The 16876-nt window shown below is 75.7% G+C and carries 14 protein-coding genes; 1 reads left to right on the plus strand and 13 read right to left on the minus strand.

Annotated features, from left to right (window positions below; genetic code table 11):
- Positions 1–21: 21 nt before the first annotated feature.
- The 10 genes from O2W17_RS06065 to O2W17_RS06110 all read right to left on the minus strand — a co-directional run bounded on the left by O2W17_RS06065 (position 22) and on the right by O2W17_RS06110 (position 11859).
- Positions 22–783 (minus strand): uracil-DNA glycosylase, encoded by a 762-nt coding sequence (locus tag O2W17_RS06065; protein ID WP_269191500.1) that lies wholly within the window; start codon positions 781–783, stop codon positions 22–24.
- Positions 784–837: 54 nt separating this feature from the next.
- On the minus strand, positions 838–1794 hold the full coding sequence (locus tag O2W17_RS06070) for a Ppx/GppA phosphatase family protein (protein WP_269191501.1): 957 nt from the start codon (positions 1792–1794) through the stop codon (positions 838–840).
- Positions 1791–2336, minus strand: a complete 546-nt coding sequence (locus O2W17_RS06075) for a DUF501 domain-containing protein (protein WP_269191502.1) — start codon at positions 2334–2336, stop codon at positions 1791–1793. Before O2W17_RS06075 ends, O2W17_RS06070 begins: the two co-directional genes overlap by 4 nt.
- The gene (locus tag O2W17_RS06080) at positions 2333–2866 is read right to left on the minus strand and encodes a septum formation initiator family protein (RefSeq protein ID WP_269191503.1); all 534 of its coding nucleotides are present in this window, start codon (positions 2864–2866) and stop codon (positions 2333–2335) included. The genes O2W17_RS06075 and O2W17_RS06080 overlap by 4 nt, the downstream gene beginning before the upstream one ends.
- Before the next feature lie 82 nt (positions 2867–2948).
- The gene (gene eno / locus O2W17_RS06085) at positions 2949–4226 is read right to left on the minus strand and encodes a phosphopyruvate hydratase (RefSeq protein WP_269191504.1); all 1278 of its coding nucleotides are present in this window, start codon (positions 4224–4226) and stop codon (positions 2949–2951) included.
- A gap of 65 nt (positions 4227–4291) precedes the next feature.
- The gene (locus tag O2W17_RS06090; RefSeq protein WP_269191505.1) at positions 4292–5485 is read right to left on the minus strand and encodes a mechanosensitive ion channel family protein; all 1194 of its coding nucleotides are present in this window, start codon (positions 5483–5485) and stop codon (positions 4292–4294) included.
- A 135-nt stretch (positions 5486–5620) separates the two neighbouring features.
- Positions 5621–6544, minus strand: a complete 924-nt coding sequence (locus O2W17_RS06095) for a MazG family protein (RefSeq protein ID WP_269191506.1) — start codon at positions 6542–6544, stop codon at positions 5621–5623.
- A 4-nt stretch (positions 6545–6548) separates the two neighbouring features.
- Positions 6549–7550 (minus strand): SurA N-terminal domain-containing protein, encoded by a 1002-nt coding sequence (locus tag O2W17_RS06100; protein ID WP_269191507.1) that lies wholly within the window; start codon positions 7548–7550, stop codon positions 6549–6551.
- Between the two features lie 123 nt (positions 7551–7673).
- Entirely contained in the window at positions 7674–11210 is a 3537-nt protein-coding gene (mfd, locus tag O2W17_RS06105) for a transcription-repair coupling factor (RefSeq protein WP_269191508.1), read from the minus strand.
- Between the two features lie 160 nt (positions 11211–11370).
- On the minus strand, positions 11371–11859 hold the full coding sequence (locus O2W17_RS06110; RefSeq protein WP_269191509.1) for an adenylyltransferase/cytidyltransferase family protein: 489 nt from the start codon (positions 11857–11859) through the stop codon (positions 11371–11373).
- Between the two features lie 316 nt (positions 11860–12175).
- Between O2W17_RS06110 and O2W17_RS06115 the strand changes: the two genes are divergently transcribed.
- Entirely contained in the window at positions 12176–13363 is a 1188-nt protein-coding gene (locus O2W17_RS06115; protein WP_269191510.1) for a YveK family protein, read from the plus strand.
- 595 nt (positions 13364–13958) lie between these two features.
- Here O2W17_RS06115 and O2W17_RS06120 read toward each other — a convergent pair.
- The 3 genes from O2W17_RS06120 to O2W17_RS06130 form a co-directional block, all read right to left on the minus strand.
- Positions 13959–15224 carry an O-antigen ligase family protein gene (locus O2W17_RS06120; protein ID WP_269191511.1) on the minus strand — a complete coding sequence of 422 codons (1266 nt, stop codon included), beginning with the start codon at positions 15222–15224 and terminating at the stop codon, positions 13959–13961.
- Positions 15225–15280: 56 nt separating this feature from the next.
- Positions 15281–16540 carry a hypothetical protein gene (locus tag O2W17_RS06125; RefSeq protein WP_269191512.1) on the minus strand — a complete coding sequence of 420 codons (1260 nt, stop codon included), beginning with the start codon at positions 16538–16540 and terminating at the stop codon, positions 15281–15283.
- 147 nt (positions 16541–16687) lie between these two features.
- On the minus strand, positions 16688–16876 hold a 189-nt coding region (locus O2W17_RS06130; protein WP_269191513.1), incomplete at its 5' end, for a hypothetical protein.

Consider the following 16876-nt stretch of genomic DNA (forward strand, 5'->3'; position numbering starts at 1 on the left):
CCGGGGGCGACCGCCGGGACCTCAGCCGGCGGTCGCGGCGAGTTCCGCCGCCCGGGTGAGGACGGCGTCGAGCATCGGCTCGGTGAGCCGGCCGGTGAAGGTGTTCTGCTGGCTCACGTGGTAGCTGCCGAGCAGGGTCAGCGGGCCACGGGGCCCGGTCAGCGCCACCTCGACGCCGTGGCCGAACGCCGGCCGCGGCCGGGGCAGCGGGTACCCGGCGGCGGCCAGCACCGGCCACAGCGCCGTCCAGCCGAAGCCCCCGAGGACGACGACCACCCGCAGCCGGGGCAGCAGTTCCAGCTCCCGGGCCAGCCACGGGGAGCAGGTGTCCCGCTCCGCCGGCGTCGGGACGTTCGCCGGCGGCGCGCAGCGCACCGCCGCGGCCACCCGGACGTCGGTCAGCTCCAGGCCGTCCCCGAGGTGCGTGGAGGTGGGCTGGTTGGCCAGCCCCGCCCGCCAGAGCGCGGCGAAGATCCAGTCGCCGCTGCGGTCACCGGTGAACACCCGGCCGGTGCGGTTCCCGCCGTGGGCGGCCGGTGCCAGGCCGACGACGGCGATCCGGGCGTCGGCCGGACCCAGTCCCGGCACGGGGCGGCCCCAGTAGTCCTGGTCGCGGAACGAGGCCCGCTTGACCTGCGCGACCTCCTCGCGCCACGCGACCAGCCGGGGGCAGGCGTAGCAGCCGGAGATGCGCTGGTCGAGGACGGCGAGCTCGCGGACCGCCCTGGCGCCGCGGACCACCCCCGCCGGCGTGCGGGTGACCGGGAAGCCCTCGGCGTCCATGGGCATAGGAGGCTATGCCCCCGTCCGGAGCGCGTGGACCGCAGGCATAGCTTCCTATGCCTGGGGGCGGGCGAGGCGCAGCGCGATGCCGTCGAGGATGTCGTGCTCGCTGACCGTCACCTCGGGCAGGCCGAACTCGTCCATGAGCACCCGGAGGACCAGCGCCCCCGCCCCGATGACGTCGACCCGGCCGGGGTGCATGACCGGCGACGCCGCCCGCTGCACCCGGGTGGCCGCGAGCAGCCCGGCCGCGACCCGCCGGACGTCGTCGACCGGGATCCGGGAGCCGTGGATGGCCTCGGAGTCGTAGGTCGGCAGGTCGAGGGCGAGCGCCGCCACGGTGGTCACCGACCCGGCCAGCCCGACCAGGGTGGCGGCCCGGTCGACGGGTACCTCGGCGGTCACCTCGGCCAGGGCGGTCCGGATGTCCCGCTCGCCGAGCGCGGTCTGCTCGGGCGTCGGCGGATCGTCGTGCAGGTGCCGTTCGGTGAGCCGGACGCAGCCGATGTCCACCGACCGCGCGGCGAGCACGCCGTCGTCGTCGCCCAGGACGAACTCGGTCGAGCCGCCGCCGATGTCGACCACCAGGTAGGGCGGGCGGGGCGGCTGGAGCCCGTGCGCCGCCGCCGCGGCGGCGACCGAGCCGGTGGCGCCGAGGAACGACAGCTCGGCCTCCTCGCGGCCGGTCACCACGTCGGGCGTACGGCCGAGCGTGGCCCGGGCCATGTCCTCGAACTCGGCGCGGTTCGCCGCGTCCCGGGTGGCGCTGGTGGCCACCATCCGGACGTCGGTGGCGCCCAGGTCGCGGGCCGCCGCCGCGTACTCGGCCAGGACCAGCCGGGTGCGCTCGATCGCCTCCGGTGCGAGCCGGCCGGTGGCGTCCACGCCCTGGCCGAGCCGCACCACCTCCATCCGGCGGAGCAGGTCGGTGTGCCCACCGTCGGCGGGCACGTCGGCCACCAGCAGCCGGATGGAGTTGGTGCCGCAGTCGATCGCCGCGACCCGGGTCACGCGTCGTCCCCGGGGGCAGAGCCCGCGGTACCGGAGCCCTCGATACCGGAGCCCTCCGGGAGCGCGCAGGGGCCCTTGGCCCACCACTCGCCCATGCCCTCGACCGCGCGGTCACCGATCGGGTTCACCCCAGGCCCGGCCGCCAGGGCGTGCCCGGCGAGGGCGTGCAGGCACTTGACCCGGTCGGGCATGCCGCCGGCGGTGGCGCGGGTGGGCAGCACGTCCCGGGCGTCCCGGGTCGCCAGGTACGACTCGTGCGCCGCCCGGTATCCCTCGGCCAGCGCGGGGTCGGTGGCCAGCTCGTCCTGCCACTCCCGCATCCGGCCGGCGGACTCCAGCCGGCTGGCGGCGGCCGAGGCCCGCGGGCAGGTCAGGTAGTAGAGCGTCGGGAACGGCGTGCCGTCCTCCAGCCGCGGCGAGGTCTCGACCACGTCGGGCTGCCCGCACGGGCAGCGGTGGGCCACACCCACCAGCGCGCGCGGCGGCCGGCCGAGCTGGCGCGCGACGACCTCCCGGTCCTCCGGGGTGACCGGCTCGCTCACTCGTCCGCACCTCCCGCGCCGGTCCCATCGGTCCCGTCCGCGTCGGCGTCGGCCACCGACCGCATCAGCCCCTCGTACCAGGACAGCGGTTCCGGCTGCTCCGCCGCGGCGGCAAGCGTGCCGGCGTCGCCCTCGACGGCCTCGCCGTCGACGACGATCAGCAGCCGGTCACCGGGGAGCACGTAGGACAGCCGCTCCCGCGCCTGCCGCTGCGCGTAGGCGGGGTCGGACTGCCGCTCCAGCTCGCCCTCGAGGTCGGCCACCCGCTGGTCGAGCGCCTCCCCCTCGGCGGCCAGCCGGGTGAGCTCCGCCTGACCGGCCAGGTACTGCCGCAGCGGACCGGCCAGGGTGAGCGCCAGCAGCAGCACCAGCCCGACCAGGACGACCACGCGGCCGGTGAACAGCGGCCGGCGCCGGACCGCGGCCGGGGTGGCCGGCCGCCGCTCCGGGCGGCGGTCGGACCGCCGCTGCCCGGGCCGGCTGGACGCGTTCGACCGCAGGCCGGTGCGCAACGGCCGGGTGTGCTGCACGCGCGGCACCCGGCCGGTCGCCCGACGTCCGTCGGCCGGGGGGCCGCCCCGCCGGCCACGAACGCTGCTCATCGGTCCCGGCTCAGCCGTTCAGCCGCGGGAACGCCGCCGCACCGGCGTAGCGGGCGGCGTCGTCCAGCTCCTCCTCGATGCGCAGCAGCTGGTTGTACTTGGCCACGCGCTCGCTGCGCGCCGGGGCACCGGTCTTGATCTGCCCGCAGTCGGTGGCGACGGCGAGGTCGGCGATCGTGGTGTCCTCGGTCTCGCCGGAGCGGTGGCTCATCATGCAGCGGTAGCCGTTGCGGTGCGCCAGGTTGACCGCGTCGAGGGTCTCGGTGAGCGTGCCGATCTGGTTGACCTTCACCAGCAGCGCGTTGGCCGCGCCGCGGGCGATGCCGTCGGCCAGCCGCGTCGGGTTGGTGACGAACAGGTCGTCGCCGACGATCTGCACCCGGTCGCCGAGGGCGGCGGTCATCGCGATCCAGCCGTCCCAGTCCTCCTCGTCGAGCGGGTCCTCGATGGAGACGATGGGGTAGGCGTCGACCAGGCCCCGGTAGTAGTCCACCAGGTACTCCGCCGAGCGGGACCGGCCCTCGAAGTCGTAGCCCCCGTCGGTGTGGAACTCGGTCGCGGCGACGTCCAGGGCGAAGGCGATGTCGGAGCCGAGGGTGTAGCCGGCCTTCTCCACCGCCTCGGCGATGAGGTCCAGGGCGTCGCGGTTGCTGGGCAGGTCGGGGGCGAAGCCACCCTCGTCGCCGAGGCCGGTGGCCAGCCCGCGGCCCTTCAGGACCGCCTTGAGCGCGTGGTAGGTCTCGGTGCCCATCGCCAGCGCCTCGGCGAAGGTGCCGGCGCCGACGGGTGCGATCATGAACTCCTGCACGTCGACGTTGCTGTCGGCGTGGGCGCCACCGTTGAGGATGTTCATCATCGGCACCGGCAGCAGGTGCGCCGACGGCCCGCCGACGTAGCGGAACAGCGGCAGCCCGGTGGAGTCGGCGGCGGCGCGCGCGACGGCCAGGCTGACGCCGAGGATGGCGTTCGCGCCCAGGCGGGACTTGTCCGGGGTGCCGTCGAGGTCGAGCAGGCGCTGGTCGATCAGCCGCTGCTCGCTGGCCTCGTAGCCGACGAGCTCGGGGCCGATGACGTCGAGGACGCCGTCGACGGCCTTGGTCACGCCCTTGCCGCCGTACCGCTCACCCCCGTCCCGCAGCTCGACCGCCTCGAAGGCGCCCGTGGAGGCGCCGCTGGGCACGGCGGCCCGGGCGATCGTCCCGTCGTCGAGGGCGACCTCGACCTCCACGGTGGGGTTTCCGCGCGAGTCGAGGATCTCCCGCGCGCCTACGGCATCGATGCTCGGCACGGGAGGCAGCCTAACCAGCCACGCGCCGCGGCACCGCCCGCCTCACCCGACCAGGTCGGCGACGGTCAGCGGCCGGGCCCCGGCGGGGTGTCCCGGTCGGCCGTCTCCGCCCCGCTCGGACCGGTGAACGCCCGCGAGCGCTCGAGCGCCTCGCTGCTGCCGGTGAACAGCGAGGCGCCCTCGGCCGGCCCCGCCGGGAGGGGCGCCCCGGCCGGGTCGCGCCGCCCGGCCGCCGCCGACAGCTCCTCGACCCGCACCCGGGGCAGCCCGCGGCCGTGCTCCCGCTGCAGCCACCCGACCAGGCCCTCCCGGACGTGGCAGCGCAGGTCGAACAGGGTGGGCCCGTCCTTGCCGCTGACCAGCACCCGGACCCGCACCACCGAGCCGACCGCGTCGGTCACCTGCAGGACCGACACCCGCCCGTCCCACAGCTCCTCGCCCTCGAGCAGCCGGTGCAGCTCGGCGCGCATGTCGTCGAACGGCACGGTCCAGTCGACGTCGAGCTCGACCGAGCCGAGCACGGCCGACTCCTTGCGCGTCCAGTTCTCGAAGGGCGTGGTCGTGAAGTAGGTGGAGGGCAGCACCAGCCGGCGGTCGTCCCAGACGTGGACGACGACGTAGGTCAGGGTGATCTCCTCGATCCGGCCCCACTCCTCCTCGACCACCACGACGTCGTCGACGCGGATGGCGTCGGTGAAGGCCAGCTGCAGCCCGGCGAAGACGTTGGCCAGCGAGGTCTGCGCGGCGAGGCCGGCGACGATCGAGATGACGCCCGCGCTGGCCAGGATGCTGGCGCCCGCGGTGCGCGCGGAGGGGAAGGTCAGCAGCATCGCCCCCACGGTCAGGACGGCGACCAGCACGATCGCCAACCGGCGCAGCAGGCCGATCTGCGTCCGCACCCGGCGGGCGTGCCGGTTGTCGACGACGTCGACGTCGTACCGGGCCTGCGCCAGGTCGGCCGTCACCTGCACCACCACCGCCACCAGCCAGCCGACGGTCGCGATCAGCGCCAGGCCGAGGACCCGCACGACCGGGTCCCGCCAGCCGCCGAGCTCGGGCCCGGCGTCGAGCACGAGCGTGACGGCGATCAGCACCAGCAGGGTCCGCAGCGGTGCCCGGCCGCGCCGGGACAGGTCCGCGGCCACCACCGACGTCCGGGCCAGCCGGCGCACCAGGACGCCGATCAGGACGCCGACCAGCCAGGCCGCCAGCGCGGCGGCGGCGACCAGGGCGAGCACCTGCCAGGCGTCGTCGGGCACCAGGCCGGCCACCTCCTCGACGGCGGCGGCGAGCTGCGCGGGCGGCGGGACGTCGGGGAACAGGGCGGGCTCCTTCCGGAGGTCGGCGCCGGTGGTCGCGGCGGGATCACGCTAGGGCCTGCGGCGCTCCCCCGGTCAGGCCCGGGCCCGCTCCTCCGCCTCGGCGTCCAGCTCGCCGGCGTAGCGGCGGACCGCCTCGCGCAGGGCGTCCTCGGCGTCCCAGCCGCGCGCCTCGGCGGCCGCGACCACGGCGAGCAACCGCTCCCCGAGCGCCTCGGGGCTGTCGACGGTCAGCTCCGCGGGTGCCGGCGTCGGCAGCCCCGCCCGCCCGGCCCGGCGCACCAGAGCGGCGCCCCAGGACGCGGCCGGCTGCGACCGGGAGACGCCCTCGGTCGGCGAGCGGCGCTGCTTCTCGGCCTTCTTGATCTCGTCCCAGCCGGCCTCCACCTGCGCGAAATCGCGCGGCCCGGCGTCCCCGAACACGTGCGGGTGCCGGCGGACCAGCTTGTCGACGAGGTCGCCGGCCACGTCGTCGACGTCGAAGCGCCGCTTCTCCCCCGCCTCCGCGGCGACGCGGGCGTGGAAGACCACCTGCAGCAGCACGTCGCCGAGCTCCTCGCGCATGGCGACCGGGTCGTCGTCGACGATCGCGTCGTAGGCCTCGTGCGCCTCCTCGAGCAGGTAGCCGCGCAGCGAGGCGTGGGTCTGCTCGGCGTCCCAGGGGCACCCGCCCGGAGACCGCAGCCGGTCCATCACCGTGACGACGTCCAGCAGCCGCGCACCGGGCGGCTCCGGCGCCCCGGCCACCGCGGGGACGCCGGGGAGGGCCGCCGTCTCGGCCGGGGAGGCCAGGCAGACGACGGGGTCCGCGCGGGCGGCCGCGGCGACGGCGTCGGGCAGCTCCTCCACCCGTACGCCGGCCGCCCGCAGCATCCCCGCCTCCGCGGCGGCGCCGGGCAGCGCGACGACGGCGTCGTCGCCGGTCACCGCCTGCCAGCCCGACGCGCCGAGGAGGGCGGGCAGGCGGGGGTTGACGGTGACGACCAGGACGACGGGCACCCGGTCAGTCTGCCGAAGGCACGTCCGGCTCGTCCCCCAGGATGTCGACGACCCCGCCGTCGGCCGGCAGCAGCCGGCCGTCCTCGAGGACGCCGTAGCGCGGGTTGACCGTCGGGTCGAGGTCGGCCCGGACGTCGTCGAGCAGCGGCCGCACGGCCGCCTCCACCGCCTCGCCGGCCTCCTCCTCGAGCTGCGGGCGGAGCTCCTCGAACGACGGGTAGACCGTGCCGGCGCGGAGGGCGACGACGATCCCCCCGGTCTCGGGCACCGGCACGGCGACCGCCGTCCCCGGCTCCGCCTCGGCGAGCGGGGCGGCCAGCGGCGCCGGCAGCTGGTCGGGCGTCCGGCGGTCGAGCTCGGGCAGCGTGTACGGGCCCGCGAACCGGGCGGCCACCTCGGCGTAGCGGGCCGGGTCGGCCGCGAGCTCGGCGGTCACCGCGTCGGCCGTGGCCTGGTCGGGCACCGTGACGTAGCCGAACTCGACCTGTCCGAGCTCCTCCCGGACCTCCTCGTACCGCGCCCGCAGCGCGCGCTCGTCGAGGGCGGCCACGTCCCCCTCCGCCTCGGCGAGCTCGAGGCGCACCAGCTGCTGGCGCACGCTCTCGCGGACGTCGGCCCGCCCGACGCCCTGCTGGGCGAGGCGGGCGTAGACGGCCTCGGGGTCGTCGCTGCCCAGCAGCTCCTCGATCCGGCGGGTCACCTCGACGTCGGTGACCTCCACGCCGTAGCGCTCGGCCGCGGCGTCGTGGATCTCGCCCTCGATGAGCAGACCGAGCACCCGGCGGGTGAGCTCGTCCTCGCGCCCGGCCACGGCGGCGGCGACCTCCGGGTCGGCCAGCCGCTGGTCGACGGCCGACTCCAGCTCGCCGACGGCGATCTGCTCCTCCCCCACGTAGGCGGCGACGGAGGGGTCGGTCCGGCAGCCGGCCAGCGCGACGGCGACCAGGAAGACGGCGGCACTCGTCCGGGCAGCGCGGTGGATCAGCACGCCGGGAGACTCCCACACGGGGTGTGACCTCCGCCGCACGCCGCCCCGGCCGCCTAGGACGCCGCCGCCGTCACACAGCCACCTTCCGCGCTCCGGTCCGCTCCTCGCTCGCCGACGCTCACTGCGATGCTCCCGAAGCTGTCAGGCGGCGACGGGCTGGTCGAGCACCGCCGTCAGCGTCGCGTGCAGGTTCTCCAGCAGGGCGACGTCGCGCAGCGGCGTCCGCCGGTCCGGGCCGACCGGCACCTTGAGCGAGATCGTCCGCACCGCGGCCTTGTACGAGGCGCCGTCGGCCAGCCGGGCCAGCCGCATCTGCTTGGACTCCGGCAGGTCGACCGGGCCGACCCGGATGGTGCGGCCCTGCAGCGTCACCTCGGTGATGCCGAGCGACCGCATCGCCACCCGGAAGCGGGCCACCGCGAGCAGGTTGAGCACCGGCGCCGGCGCGGCTCCGTAGCGGTCGGTGAGCTCGTCGAGCACGGCCTGCGCCTGGTCGTCGTCCTGGATCGACGCCACCTTCCGGTAGGCCTCCATCCGCAGCCGCTCGCCGGGCACGTAGTCGTGCGGCAGGTGCGCGTCCACCGGCAGGTCGACGCGGACCTCCAGCGGCTCGGCGGGCGCCTCCTCGCCGGTGACCTGCGCCCGGTAGTCGGCCACCGCCTCGCCGACCAGCCGGACGTAGAGGTCGAAGCCGACGCCGGCGATGTGCCCGGACTGCTCGCCCCCGAGCAGGTTGCCCGAGCCGCGGATCTCCAGGTCCTTCATCGCCACCGCCATGCCGGCGCCGAGGTCGGTGTTGTTGGCGATCGTGGTGAGCCGGTCGACCGAGGTCTCGGTGAGCGTGCGGGTCGGGTCGTAGGTGAAGTAGGCGTAGGCCCGCTCGCGCCCACGGCCGACGCGACCGCGGATCTGGTGCAGCTGGGAGAGCCCGAACGTGTCGGCGCGGTCGACGATCAGGGTGTTGGCGTTCGGGATGTCCAGGCCCGACTCGACGATCGTCGTGGCGACCAGGACGTCGTACTCCTTCTCCCAGAAGCCGACCATGATCCGCTCGAGCTCGTGCTCCTTCATCTGGCCGTGCCCGACCGCGATCCGGGCCTCGGGCACCAGGGAGCGGATCTTCGCCGCGGCCTTGTCGATCGACTGCACCCGGTTGTGGATGACGAAGACCTGGCCGTCCCGGAGCAGCTCGCGGCGGATCGCGGCGGCCATCTGCTTGTCGGCCCAGGCACCCACGTAGGTGAGCACCGGGTGCCGCTCCTCGGGCGGGGTGAGGATCGTCGACATCTCGCGGATGCCGGTGAGGCTCATCTCCAGGGTGCGCGGGATCGGGGTGGCCGACATCGACAGGACGTCGACCGCCGTCCGCATCGTCTTCAGGTACTCCTTGTGCTCGACGCCGAAGCGCTGCTCCTCGTCGACGATGACCAGCCCGAGGTCCTTCCACCGGGTCGTCGGCTGCAGCAGCCGGTGGGTGCCGACCAGGATGTCGATCTCGCCGGCGGCGAGCTGGCGGAGGATCTCCGTCGTCTCCCGGTCGGACTGGAACCGGGAGAGCACCTTGACGGTCACCGGGAACTGGGCGACCCGCTCGGAGAACGTCTTGAAGTGCTGGTTGGCCAGCAGCGTCGTCGGCACCAGGACGGCGACCTGCTTGCCGTCCTGCACCGCCTTGAAGGCGGCCCGGATCGCGATCTCGGTCTTCCCGTAGCCGACGTCGCCGCAGATGATCCGGTCCATCGGCACCGTCTGCTGCATGTCGGCCTTGACCTCGTCGATCGCGGCCAGCTGGTCGGGCGTCTCCTGGAACGGGAAGGCATCCTCCAGCTCGCGCTGCCACACGGTGTCGGGGCCGAAGGCGTGCCCCTGGGTGGCCATGCGCGCCGAGTACAGCCGGATCAGCTCACCGGCGATCTGCTTGACCGCCCTGCGGGCGCTGCTCTTGGTCTTCTGCCAGTCGGCGCCGCCGAGCTTGGACAGCGCGGGCGCCTCGCCGCCGACGTAGCGGGTCAGCTGGTCGAGCGCGTCGGTGGGCACGAAGAGCCGATCCGGCGGCTGGTTCCGCCGCGACGGGGCGTACTCGACGATCAGGTAGTCGCGCTGGCCGCCGTTGACGGTGCGGCTGATCATCTCGATGTAGCGGCCGACGCCGTGCTGCTCGTGGACGACGAGGTCGCCGGGCTGCAGCTGCACGAGGTCGACGGCGTTGCGCCGCCGAGCGGGCATCTTCACCGCGTCGCGCATCGAGGTACCGCGCTGACCGGTGAGGTCGTGCTCGGTGAGCAGGGCCAGGCCGATGCCCGGGAAGGCGAAGCCGGACTCGAGGTTGCCCTGGGTGACGTGGGTCAGCCCGGCGTCGGGGGCGCCGGCGACGTCCGGCACCAGGCGCACGCCGAGGTCGGCCTCGGTGAACTGGTCGGCGGCGCGCTGCGCGGGCCCGGGACCGGCGAAGGTGACGACGACCCGCCAGCCCTCGCGGTGCCACCCGCGCATCCGCTCGACGGCCGCGCCCTGGTCGCCGTGGAAGCGCTCGACGGGCGCGGCGTCCAGCGTGACCTGGTGCTCGTCGTCCTCCGCCTGCAGCGTGAACGCCCCGGTGGTCCACCACGGCAGCCCCCGGGTCCGGGCGGCGGTCTCCACGTCGGCGAGGTCGCGGAAGGAGGACGCGCCCAGGTCCAGCGGCGCCTCGCCCGCCTCGGCGGCGGTCGCCCACGAGGCGGCGAGGAACTCATCGGCGGTGCGCACCAGGTCGGCCGCCCGGCTGCGCACCCGCTCGGGGTCGCAGACCAGGACGTGCGTGCCCGCGGGGACCAGGTCGGTGAGCAGCTGCATGGCCTCGTCGCCGATGAGGGCGGGGGTCAGCGACTCCATCCCCTCGACGGCGATGCCCTCGGCGAGCTTGCCGAGGACCTCCAGGAGGCCGGGGTGCTCGACCGCGAGCGCGGCCGCGCGGGTGCGCACCTCCTCGGTGAGCAGCAGCTCCCGGCACGGCGGTGCCCAGAGGCGATCCGGGCGCTCGTCGAGCGAGCGCTGGTCGCCGGCCGAGAAGTACCGCAGCTCATCGACCTCGTCGCCCCAGAACTCCACGCGCACCGGGTGCGGCTCGGTCGGCGGGAAGACGTCGAGCAGGCCGCCGCGGACGGCGAACTCGCCGCGCTTCTCGACCAGCTCGACGCGGGTGTAGGCGGCGTCGGACAGCGCCCGGGCGATCTCGTCGAGTTCGGCGGCGTCCCCGGGCTTCAGCTCGACCGGCGTCAGCTCGCCGAGGCCCGGGGAGAGCGGCTGCAGGACGCTGCGGACCGGAGCGACCAGGACGTCGATCGTCCCGTTGGCGCCGGGGTGGGTGAGGTCCCGCAGGACCGCCAGCCGGCGGCCGACGGTGTCCGCCCGCGGGCTGAGGCGCTCGTGCGGCAGCGTCTCCCAGGCCGGGAACACCTCGACCCGCCGGTCGGGCAGGAAGCAGCGCAGCAGGTCGGCGGCCGCGTCGGCGTCCCGCTCGCCGGCGGTGACGACCAGCACCGGCACCTGCGCGCCCCCCGGCGCGGCGAGCGCGGCGGCGACGAGCGGCTGCACCGGTGGTGGTGCGGTGACGGCGAGGTCGGCGCTCCCCGCGGCGGCGACGACGCGCGCCATCCCGGGATCGGTCAGGACGACGTCGAGCACGCCGCGCAGGGTCACGCTTCTTCTTCTCCCGGGGATCGGTCGGCCGCGCACGTGCCGCCGAGTGCGGCAGGGGCCGGAACCCAGGTTAGTCCGCGGCGCGGCGGGCCGCCGGGGCCCGCCGGGGCGGGAACCGGGACCGGTGCCCGGGAGGTCCGCCCGGGCACACCGCCCGAGATCAGGAGGTGAGGGCGCGGGCGACGCGGCCCACCGGCTCCTCGGCGTCGATGGCGGCCAGCGCCCGGCGGAGGATCGAGCTCGAGGTGTGCATGGTGTACGGGAAGTAGTGCACCCGGACGCCGACCGCGGCGAAGTCGCGCTCGAGCTTGTCGCCCTTGGCCGTCCCCCGCCAGTCGTCGCCCTTGAAGATGACGTCGAAGCCGACCTCGCGCCACGTGTCGACCTTGTCGGGCACGACCTCGGCGTGGACGTCGTCGACGAAGCGGAGGCTCCGGACGATCTCCATGCGCTCGGCGAGCGGGATCACGGGAGCGCGCCCCTTGCTCCGAAGCAGCATCTCGTCCGACACCACGCCCACGACCAGCCGGTCGCAGTGCTCCGCGGCATGCTTGAGGATGTTGAGGTGCCCGATGTGGAACAGGTCGTAGGCACCCGGTGCGTATCCGGTGACCGGTGCGCCCGTGCGCCCGGTGGTGGACGTCGACATGTGTTTCCCCCTCCAGTCGACACGCTGAGTGACCGTGACGGCCGGAATCGCCGGACGACCGCTCATCGAGACAGCAACGTATCCATCGCTGCTCACGGAAAGTGAGGATCGCGGGCAGGTTCACCCGCTCGGGGCACCTGCCACCACCAGCCGGTCGCCGCACCTCGCCCCTTGGGGGTGGGTGGCCCTGCTGCGACCGCCGATGCGCTGGTCAGCGCCCTAGCCTCGGGACCGGGTGTCGTGGCACGGCAGGGCTGCGCCCGGTCGGGGGCGACCTGCCGGGGTCGACGACGGAGTGGACGAGGAAGCGGGCGGCATGGAACTGCGGGACTACCTGACGGCACTGCGCCGCTACTGGGCGACGTGGATGGGGGTCACCCTGGCCGCCCTGCTGGTCGCGCTGACCGTGGTGCTGGTCAGCTCGCCCTCGTACCAGGCCACCGCCAGCGTGTTCGTGGCCGCCACGTCCGGTGACAGCACCAGCGGCGCCCAGTTCATCCGGCAGCGCGTGACGAGCTACCCGGACGTCGCCCGCAGCCAGGCCGTCCTGGGCGCCGTCATCGAGGACGGGGACCTGCCCGAGACGGTCGCCCAGCTGCGCACGAAGATCTCCGCCAGCAACCCGCTGGACAGCTCCCAGATCGACATCACGGTCACCGACAGGGACCCGGTCCGGGCCGCCACCATCACGAACGCGGTGGCCGAGGAGTTCGGGTCGGTGGTGGAGCAGCTCGAGCGCCCCGGGGACGGCGACACCCCCGTGGACCTCACCGTCACCGATCCCGCGACCGTCCCCTCCGCACCGGTCTTCCCGGTGCCCAGCCTGCTGCTGGGCCTGGGTCTGGTCGTCGGCCTGGCGCTCGGCGCCGCCGCCGCCGTCCTCCGCAGCCGGACCGACACCCGCGTGCACACCGCGGACGACGTCCGTGCGACCTGGGACGACCGGGACCTCCCGGTGCACGCCACGCCGGGCCGCCGCGGCAGCGGCCGGCTGTCGCCGCGGCCGGCCACGCTCGTCGCGCGGCGGCTGGCCGCGGCGACCGAGGAGGGCCCGGTCCGGGTCCTCGTGCTCGGCAGCTCGCCGCAGGACGACCAGCTCGCGCGGTCGCTCGCCGAGGAGGTCGCGGGAGAACTGGTCGCCGGCGGTGTGCCGGCCGAACTGTCCGGCCCGGTCTCCGGGGCGCCGACCACGGGGAACCGCCCGGCCGGGGTGCAGCTGGCCACCGGGACGCCCCTCGCGCCGCTGCACGAGTGGCGCCGGATCGGGCGCGAGTACGACGGGGTCGTGGTCGTGGCGGAGCCCGGGCGTGCCGACCGGGCCGATCTGCAGGAGGTCCGCTCCATCCTCGCGGCCGCCGGCGCCCGGCCGCTGGCCGTCGTGCTCGCTCCGCGGCGCCGTCAACGCGACAGCGCCGGAGGCGCCGCCCGGGAGACCGTGCCCGCCCGCGCCCCGCAGGCGACCGCACGCCCGAGGACCGGGGGGACCGCGCTCACCGGTCGCTGAGCGCGGCAGCGAGCGTTGTCCTGGGTGGGCACGTCCCACCCCCCGGCGCGGCGCACACCCTCCGCCTACTCGGAGGGAGCGCCTGGCTGGACGTCGACGGACGAGGCGCCGAACGACACTCCGGGGACGGTCGGGTACGGCTGGGCGCCCAGGAGAAGGGCGATGCCGGCCTCTGGCCCAGGGACCACGGCCGCCGCCTCCTCGCTCGAGGCCTCCTGAGCACCGCGGTCGTCGTCGACGCAGACCGCCCAGCCCCCGGTTGACGCCTCCCACGCCGCCGCGCCGGCTCGGAGCAGCGCCTCGCCGTCTTCGACATGGACCGTGCAGGTCACCGCTACCCGATGGGTCGCCACCGGACGATCGTGGCATCCGCACCCCTTGTACCGGTCGGGTGCGCGGGTGGCCGGGGTGACCCAGGACCGTCGGCCGGCGCCGCTCGAGTGGTTGCGGCGCACCGCTCCGCCGACAGCCGTTCGCTGTGCCGACGTGCGCCCGTGGGGCGGCCGCGACGTTGCTGCGCCCGCGCCTTCCGCTACGACGGCCATCCGCCGGCACGGCGAGGGCCCGCCCGCGGCCCGGGTCGGGAGCTGCCCGGTCAGCCGGCCCGGCTCGCCCGTCGTCCATGGACGGAGCCGGGCGCGGCCGCCCTCCCGGCCTCGGCGTGCAGCCGCTGCCGGGTCCCGCCCTCGGCCAGCAGCGAGACCGCGAGGAACAGCAGGAACGCCGGCGTCGCGTCGAACAGGCCGCTCTCCAGCACGCTGCGACCAAGCAGGAAGACCAGCAGGCCCAGGAAGAAGACCCGGTGCGGCCGCGGCGCCCGGCGGACCCCGCGCAGCACCCAGAGCACCCAGGCGGCGGCGGTCACCACCCCCAGGATCCCGGCCTGCACCAGCAGGGAGACCCAGCTGCTGTCCAGCGGCTGGGTCGTCCAGAACTGGCCCTGGACCCGGATGATCTTGACCGAGAGGCCCCCGCCGAAGACCTCCTGCCAGTTGCTCTGCGCCCAGGTGAGCGAGGCCCGCCAGGCGATGAACCGGGAGTCCAGGGTGCTGGCGCCGTCCCCGCCGCGAGCCGCGAACCCCGTGATCGCCCCGGTGACCGTGACCGCGACCACCCCCGCGGCGCCGAGGACGAGCCCGGCGACCACCAGGCCCACGCGCGGCCGCCGGATGTGCGCGGCCATGACCAGGACGGCCAGCACGAGCATCAGCAGGCCGGTCCGCGAGCCGGTGACCCAGACGACGCCGAGGAAGAACAGCGCCGCCACGACGGCCGGGGCGCTCACGTCGTCCTGCACCAGCCGCCAGACCAGGAGGACGACCGCCACCCCGGCGAGCAGCGCGAGGTCGTTCGGGTCGATCGCCGGGATCCCGCCGGCCAGGCGCCCCTCGTCCAGGAAGCTGGAGATGCCGGTGAGCGAGGCGACCGCCGCGACCACGCCGCACGCCCACGCCACGCCGGTGAGGACCTGCACCGCGGGAGCGGCACGCAGCAGGAAGAAGGTCGTCGCCGCGAGCACCGCCACCCGGACGGCGACCACGCCGCCGGCCGGCAGGTTCCCCGCGGTCAGGGCCCCGAAGGCCGAGCTGCCGAGCAGGATCCCCAGCCACCACAGCGACCCCGTGCCCAGGGGCCGGCGGGGCACCGCCTGGGCGAGCAGCAGAGCCAGTGCGAGCGCCACCAGGCTCACCGCCGCCTTCGCCACGACCACCGGGTCCAGCGCACCGGAGAAGTACTCCCCGCGGCGCCACCCCACGGCCCCCACGACGAGCAGCAGGGCCACCAGGCGGAGGCCGAGCGGCGACGCGGTGCGGCCGGCCGCCGGAGAGCGGTCGTCGGTGGATCGCTCGGGCGCCGGCACGGCGGGGAGTGCTGCAGCGCCCGGGAGCCGGACCCCGGGCACCGGCACCGGCGGTGTCACCGGGCCACCGGGACGGGGACCGGCCGGGCATCCGACGAACGGTCGTCGTGCCGCAGCACCCGCTGGCGCACGGCCAGCGCCGTGAGCGCCGGTCCGAGCGCCAGGGCCAGCGGCGCCCAGGCGGCTCCCCCGTCGACGAGGAGCAGTAGCAGCAGAACCGCGGCCAGCGACGCGAACTCCAGCGACCGGTGGGCCAGCACCCGGCGCTGCCGGCCGTGGACGGAGGCCAGCGACGAGTACGGCAGCAGCGTGGCGCTCGCGGCCGCGTACACCGACCAACCGGCCACCGCGGCCACCGGCACCGCGTAGTCCCCGCCGGTCAGCAGCGGGCCGAGCCACGGGAGGGCCACCACCGCGACCAGGCCGATCGCGAGCACGCCCAGGGTCAGCCCCGCGGCGGCGCGGTCGGCCACGCGCAGCCCCGCGGCGGGACCGCGCAGCCGGAGGGAGACGAAGTGCGGGAGCAGGAAGGAACCCATCCCGGCGACCAGGACGAGGGTGGGCGCGGTGTAGACCCGGGCTACCTCCAGCGGCCCGTAGGCGGCCGCGCCGGCCATGCCGATGACCAGCAGCCGCAGCAGCGTCAGCATGGCCGGGCGGATGGTCTGGGCCGTCGCGCGCCACGCACCGAAGGCCGCCACCTCGGCCAGCGCGGGGCGGCGCCACGGCCCGCGCGGGCGCTCGGGGCCGGGGATCAGCGCCCAGGCCACGGCGGCCGCACCGGCCTGCCCGGCGAGCAGCGCCACCACGAACGAGGTGAGCGTGAGCTCACCGGTGGCACCCAGGACGGCCAGGCAGCCGAGTGCCAGCGCCAGGCTGGTCCCGTCGACGAGCGGCAGGGACCAGAACCGGCCGGTGGCCATGAGCAGCCGGCGGAGCGTGTCCTCGACGACGAAGGCCGCCGTCGCGAGGCCGAGCACGACCGCGGCCCAGGGCGGCACCAGGTCGGTGACGGCGGAGAGCAGGCCGCCGGCGAGCGCCGCCGCGAGGGAGACCAGCAGCGCGCCCACGTGCAGCCCCGCCCTGATGCCGGGGTCGTGCCGGTCCAGCACGGTGAGCGAGTCACCGACGAGTCCGCTGCAGACCGCCGTGGCCAGCACGATCGCGCCGTAGACGAGGGAGAAGGTCGCGAGCCCAGCCGCGCCGAGCTCCCTTGCCGCGGCGACCTGCAGGGCGAGCCCGGCCACCGCCTGGCTCGCCTGGCCGGCAAGTGCACCGGTCGCGGGCCGCCGGAGCAGACGGACGACGGCCTTCACCGGCCCATCCTCCCCGCCGGTCGCCCCGGGTACGTCACGACCGGCGGCGGCCTCACCCGAACTGGGCACGGGCCGCCGGGCCGCCGGCGGACGCGCGACGACCACCTGCCCGAGGTGTCGAGCAGGTGGTCGTCGCGGGAACCGTCGTCAGGCGACGGGCGTGACGCGGACCTCGGTGAAGCGGACGTCGACCGGGGCGGTGGCGCTACCGGAGAGGTAGCCACCCAGGCTGACCCCACCGGGGGCCTGCAGCGACGCAGTGCTGTCGGTGCGGGTCAGCGTCGGCGTCGCCGGCTCGGCCGAACCCGCGGCCCACACGCTCAGCGCGAGCTCCGT

The organism is Blastococcus sp. VKM Ac-2987 (assembly GCF_026967805.1).
Classification (GTDB): Bacteria; Actinomycetota; Actinomycetes; order Mycobacteriales; family Geodermatophilaceae; genus Blastococcus.

What these genes read in the sequence shown, in the direction of transcription:
- O2W17_RS06065 (WP_269191500.1), bottom strand. Translation starts at nt 783, where the DNA reads ATGGACGCCGAGGGCTTCCCGGTCACCCGCACGCCGGCGGGGGTGGTC.
- O2W17_RS06110 (WP_269191509.1), bottom strand. Translation starts at nt 11,859, where the DNA reads ATGTCGACGTCCACCACCGGGCGCACGGGCGCACCGGTCACCGGATAC.
- O2W17_RS06115 (WP_269191510.1), top strand. Translation starts at nt 12,176, where the DNA reads ATGGAACTGCGGGACTACCTGACGGCACTGCGCCGCTACTGGGCGACG.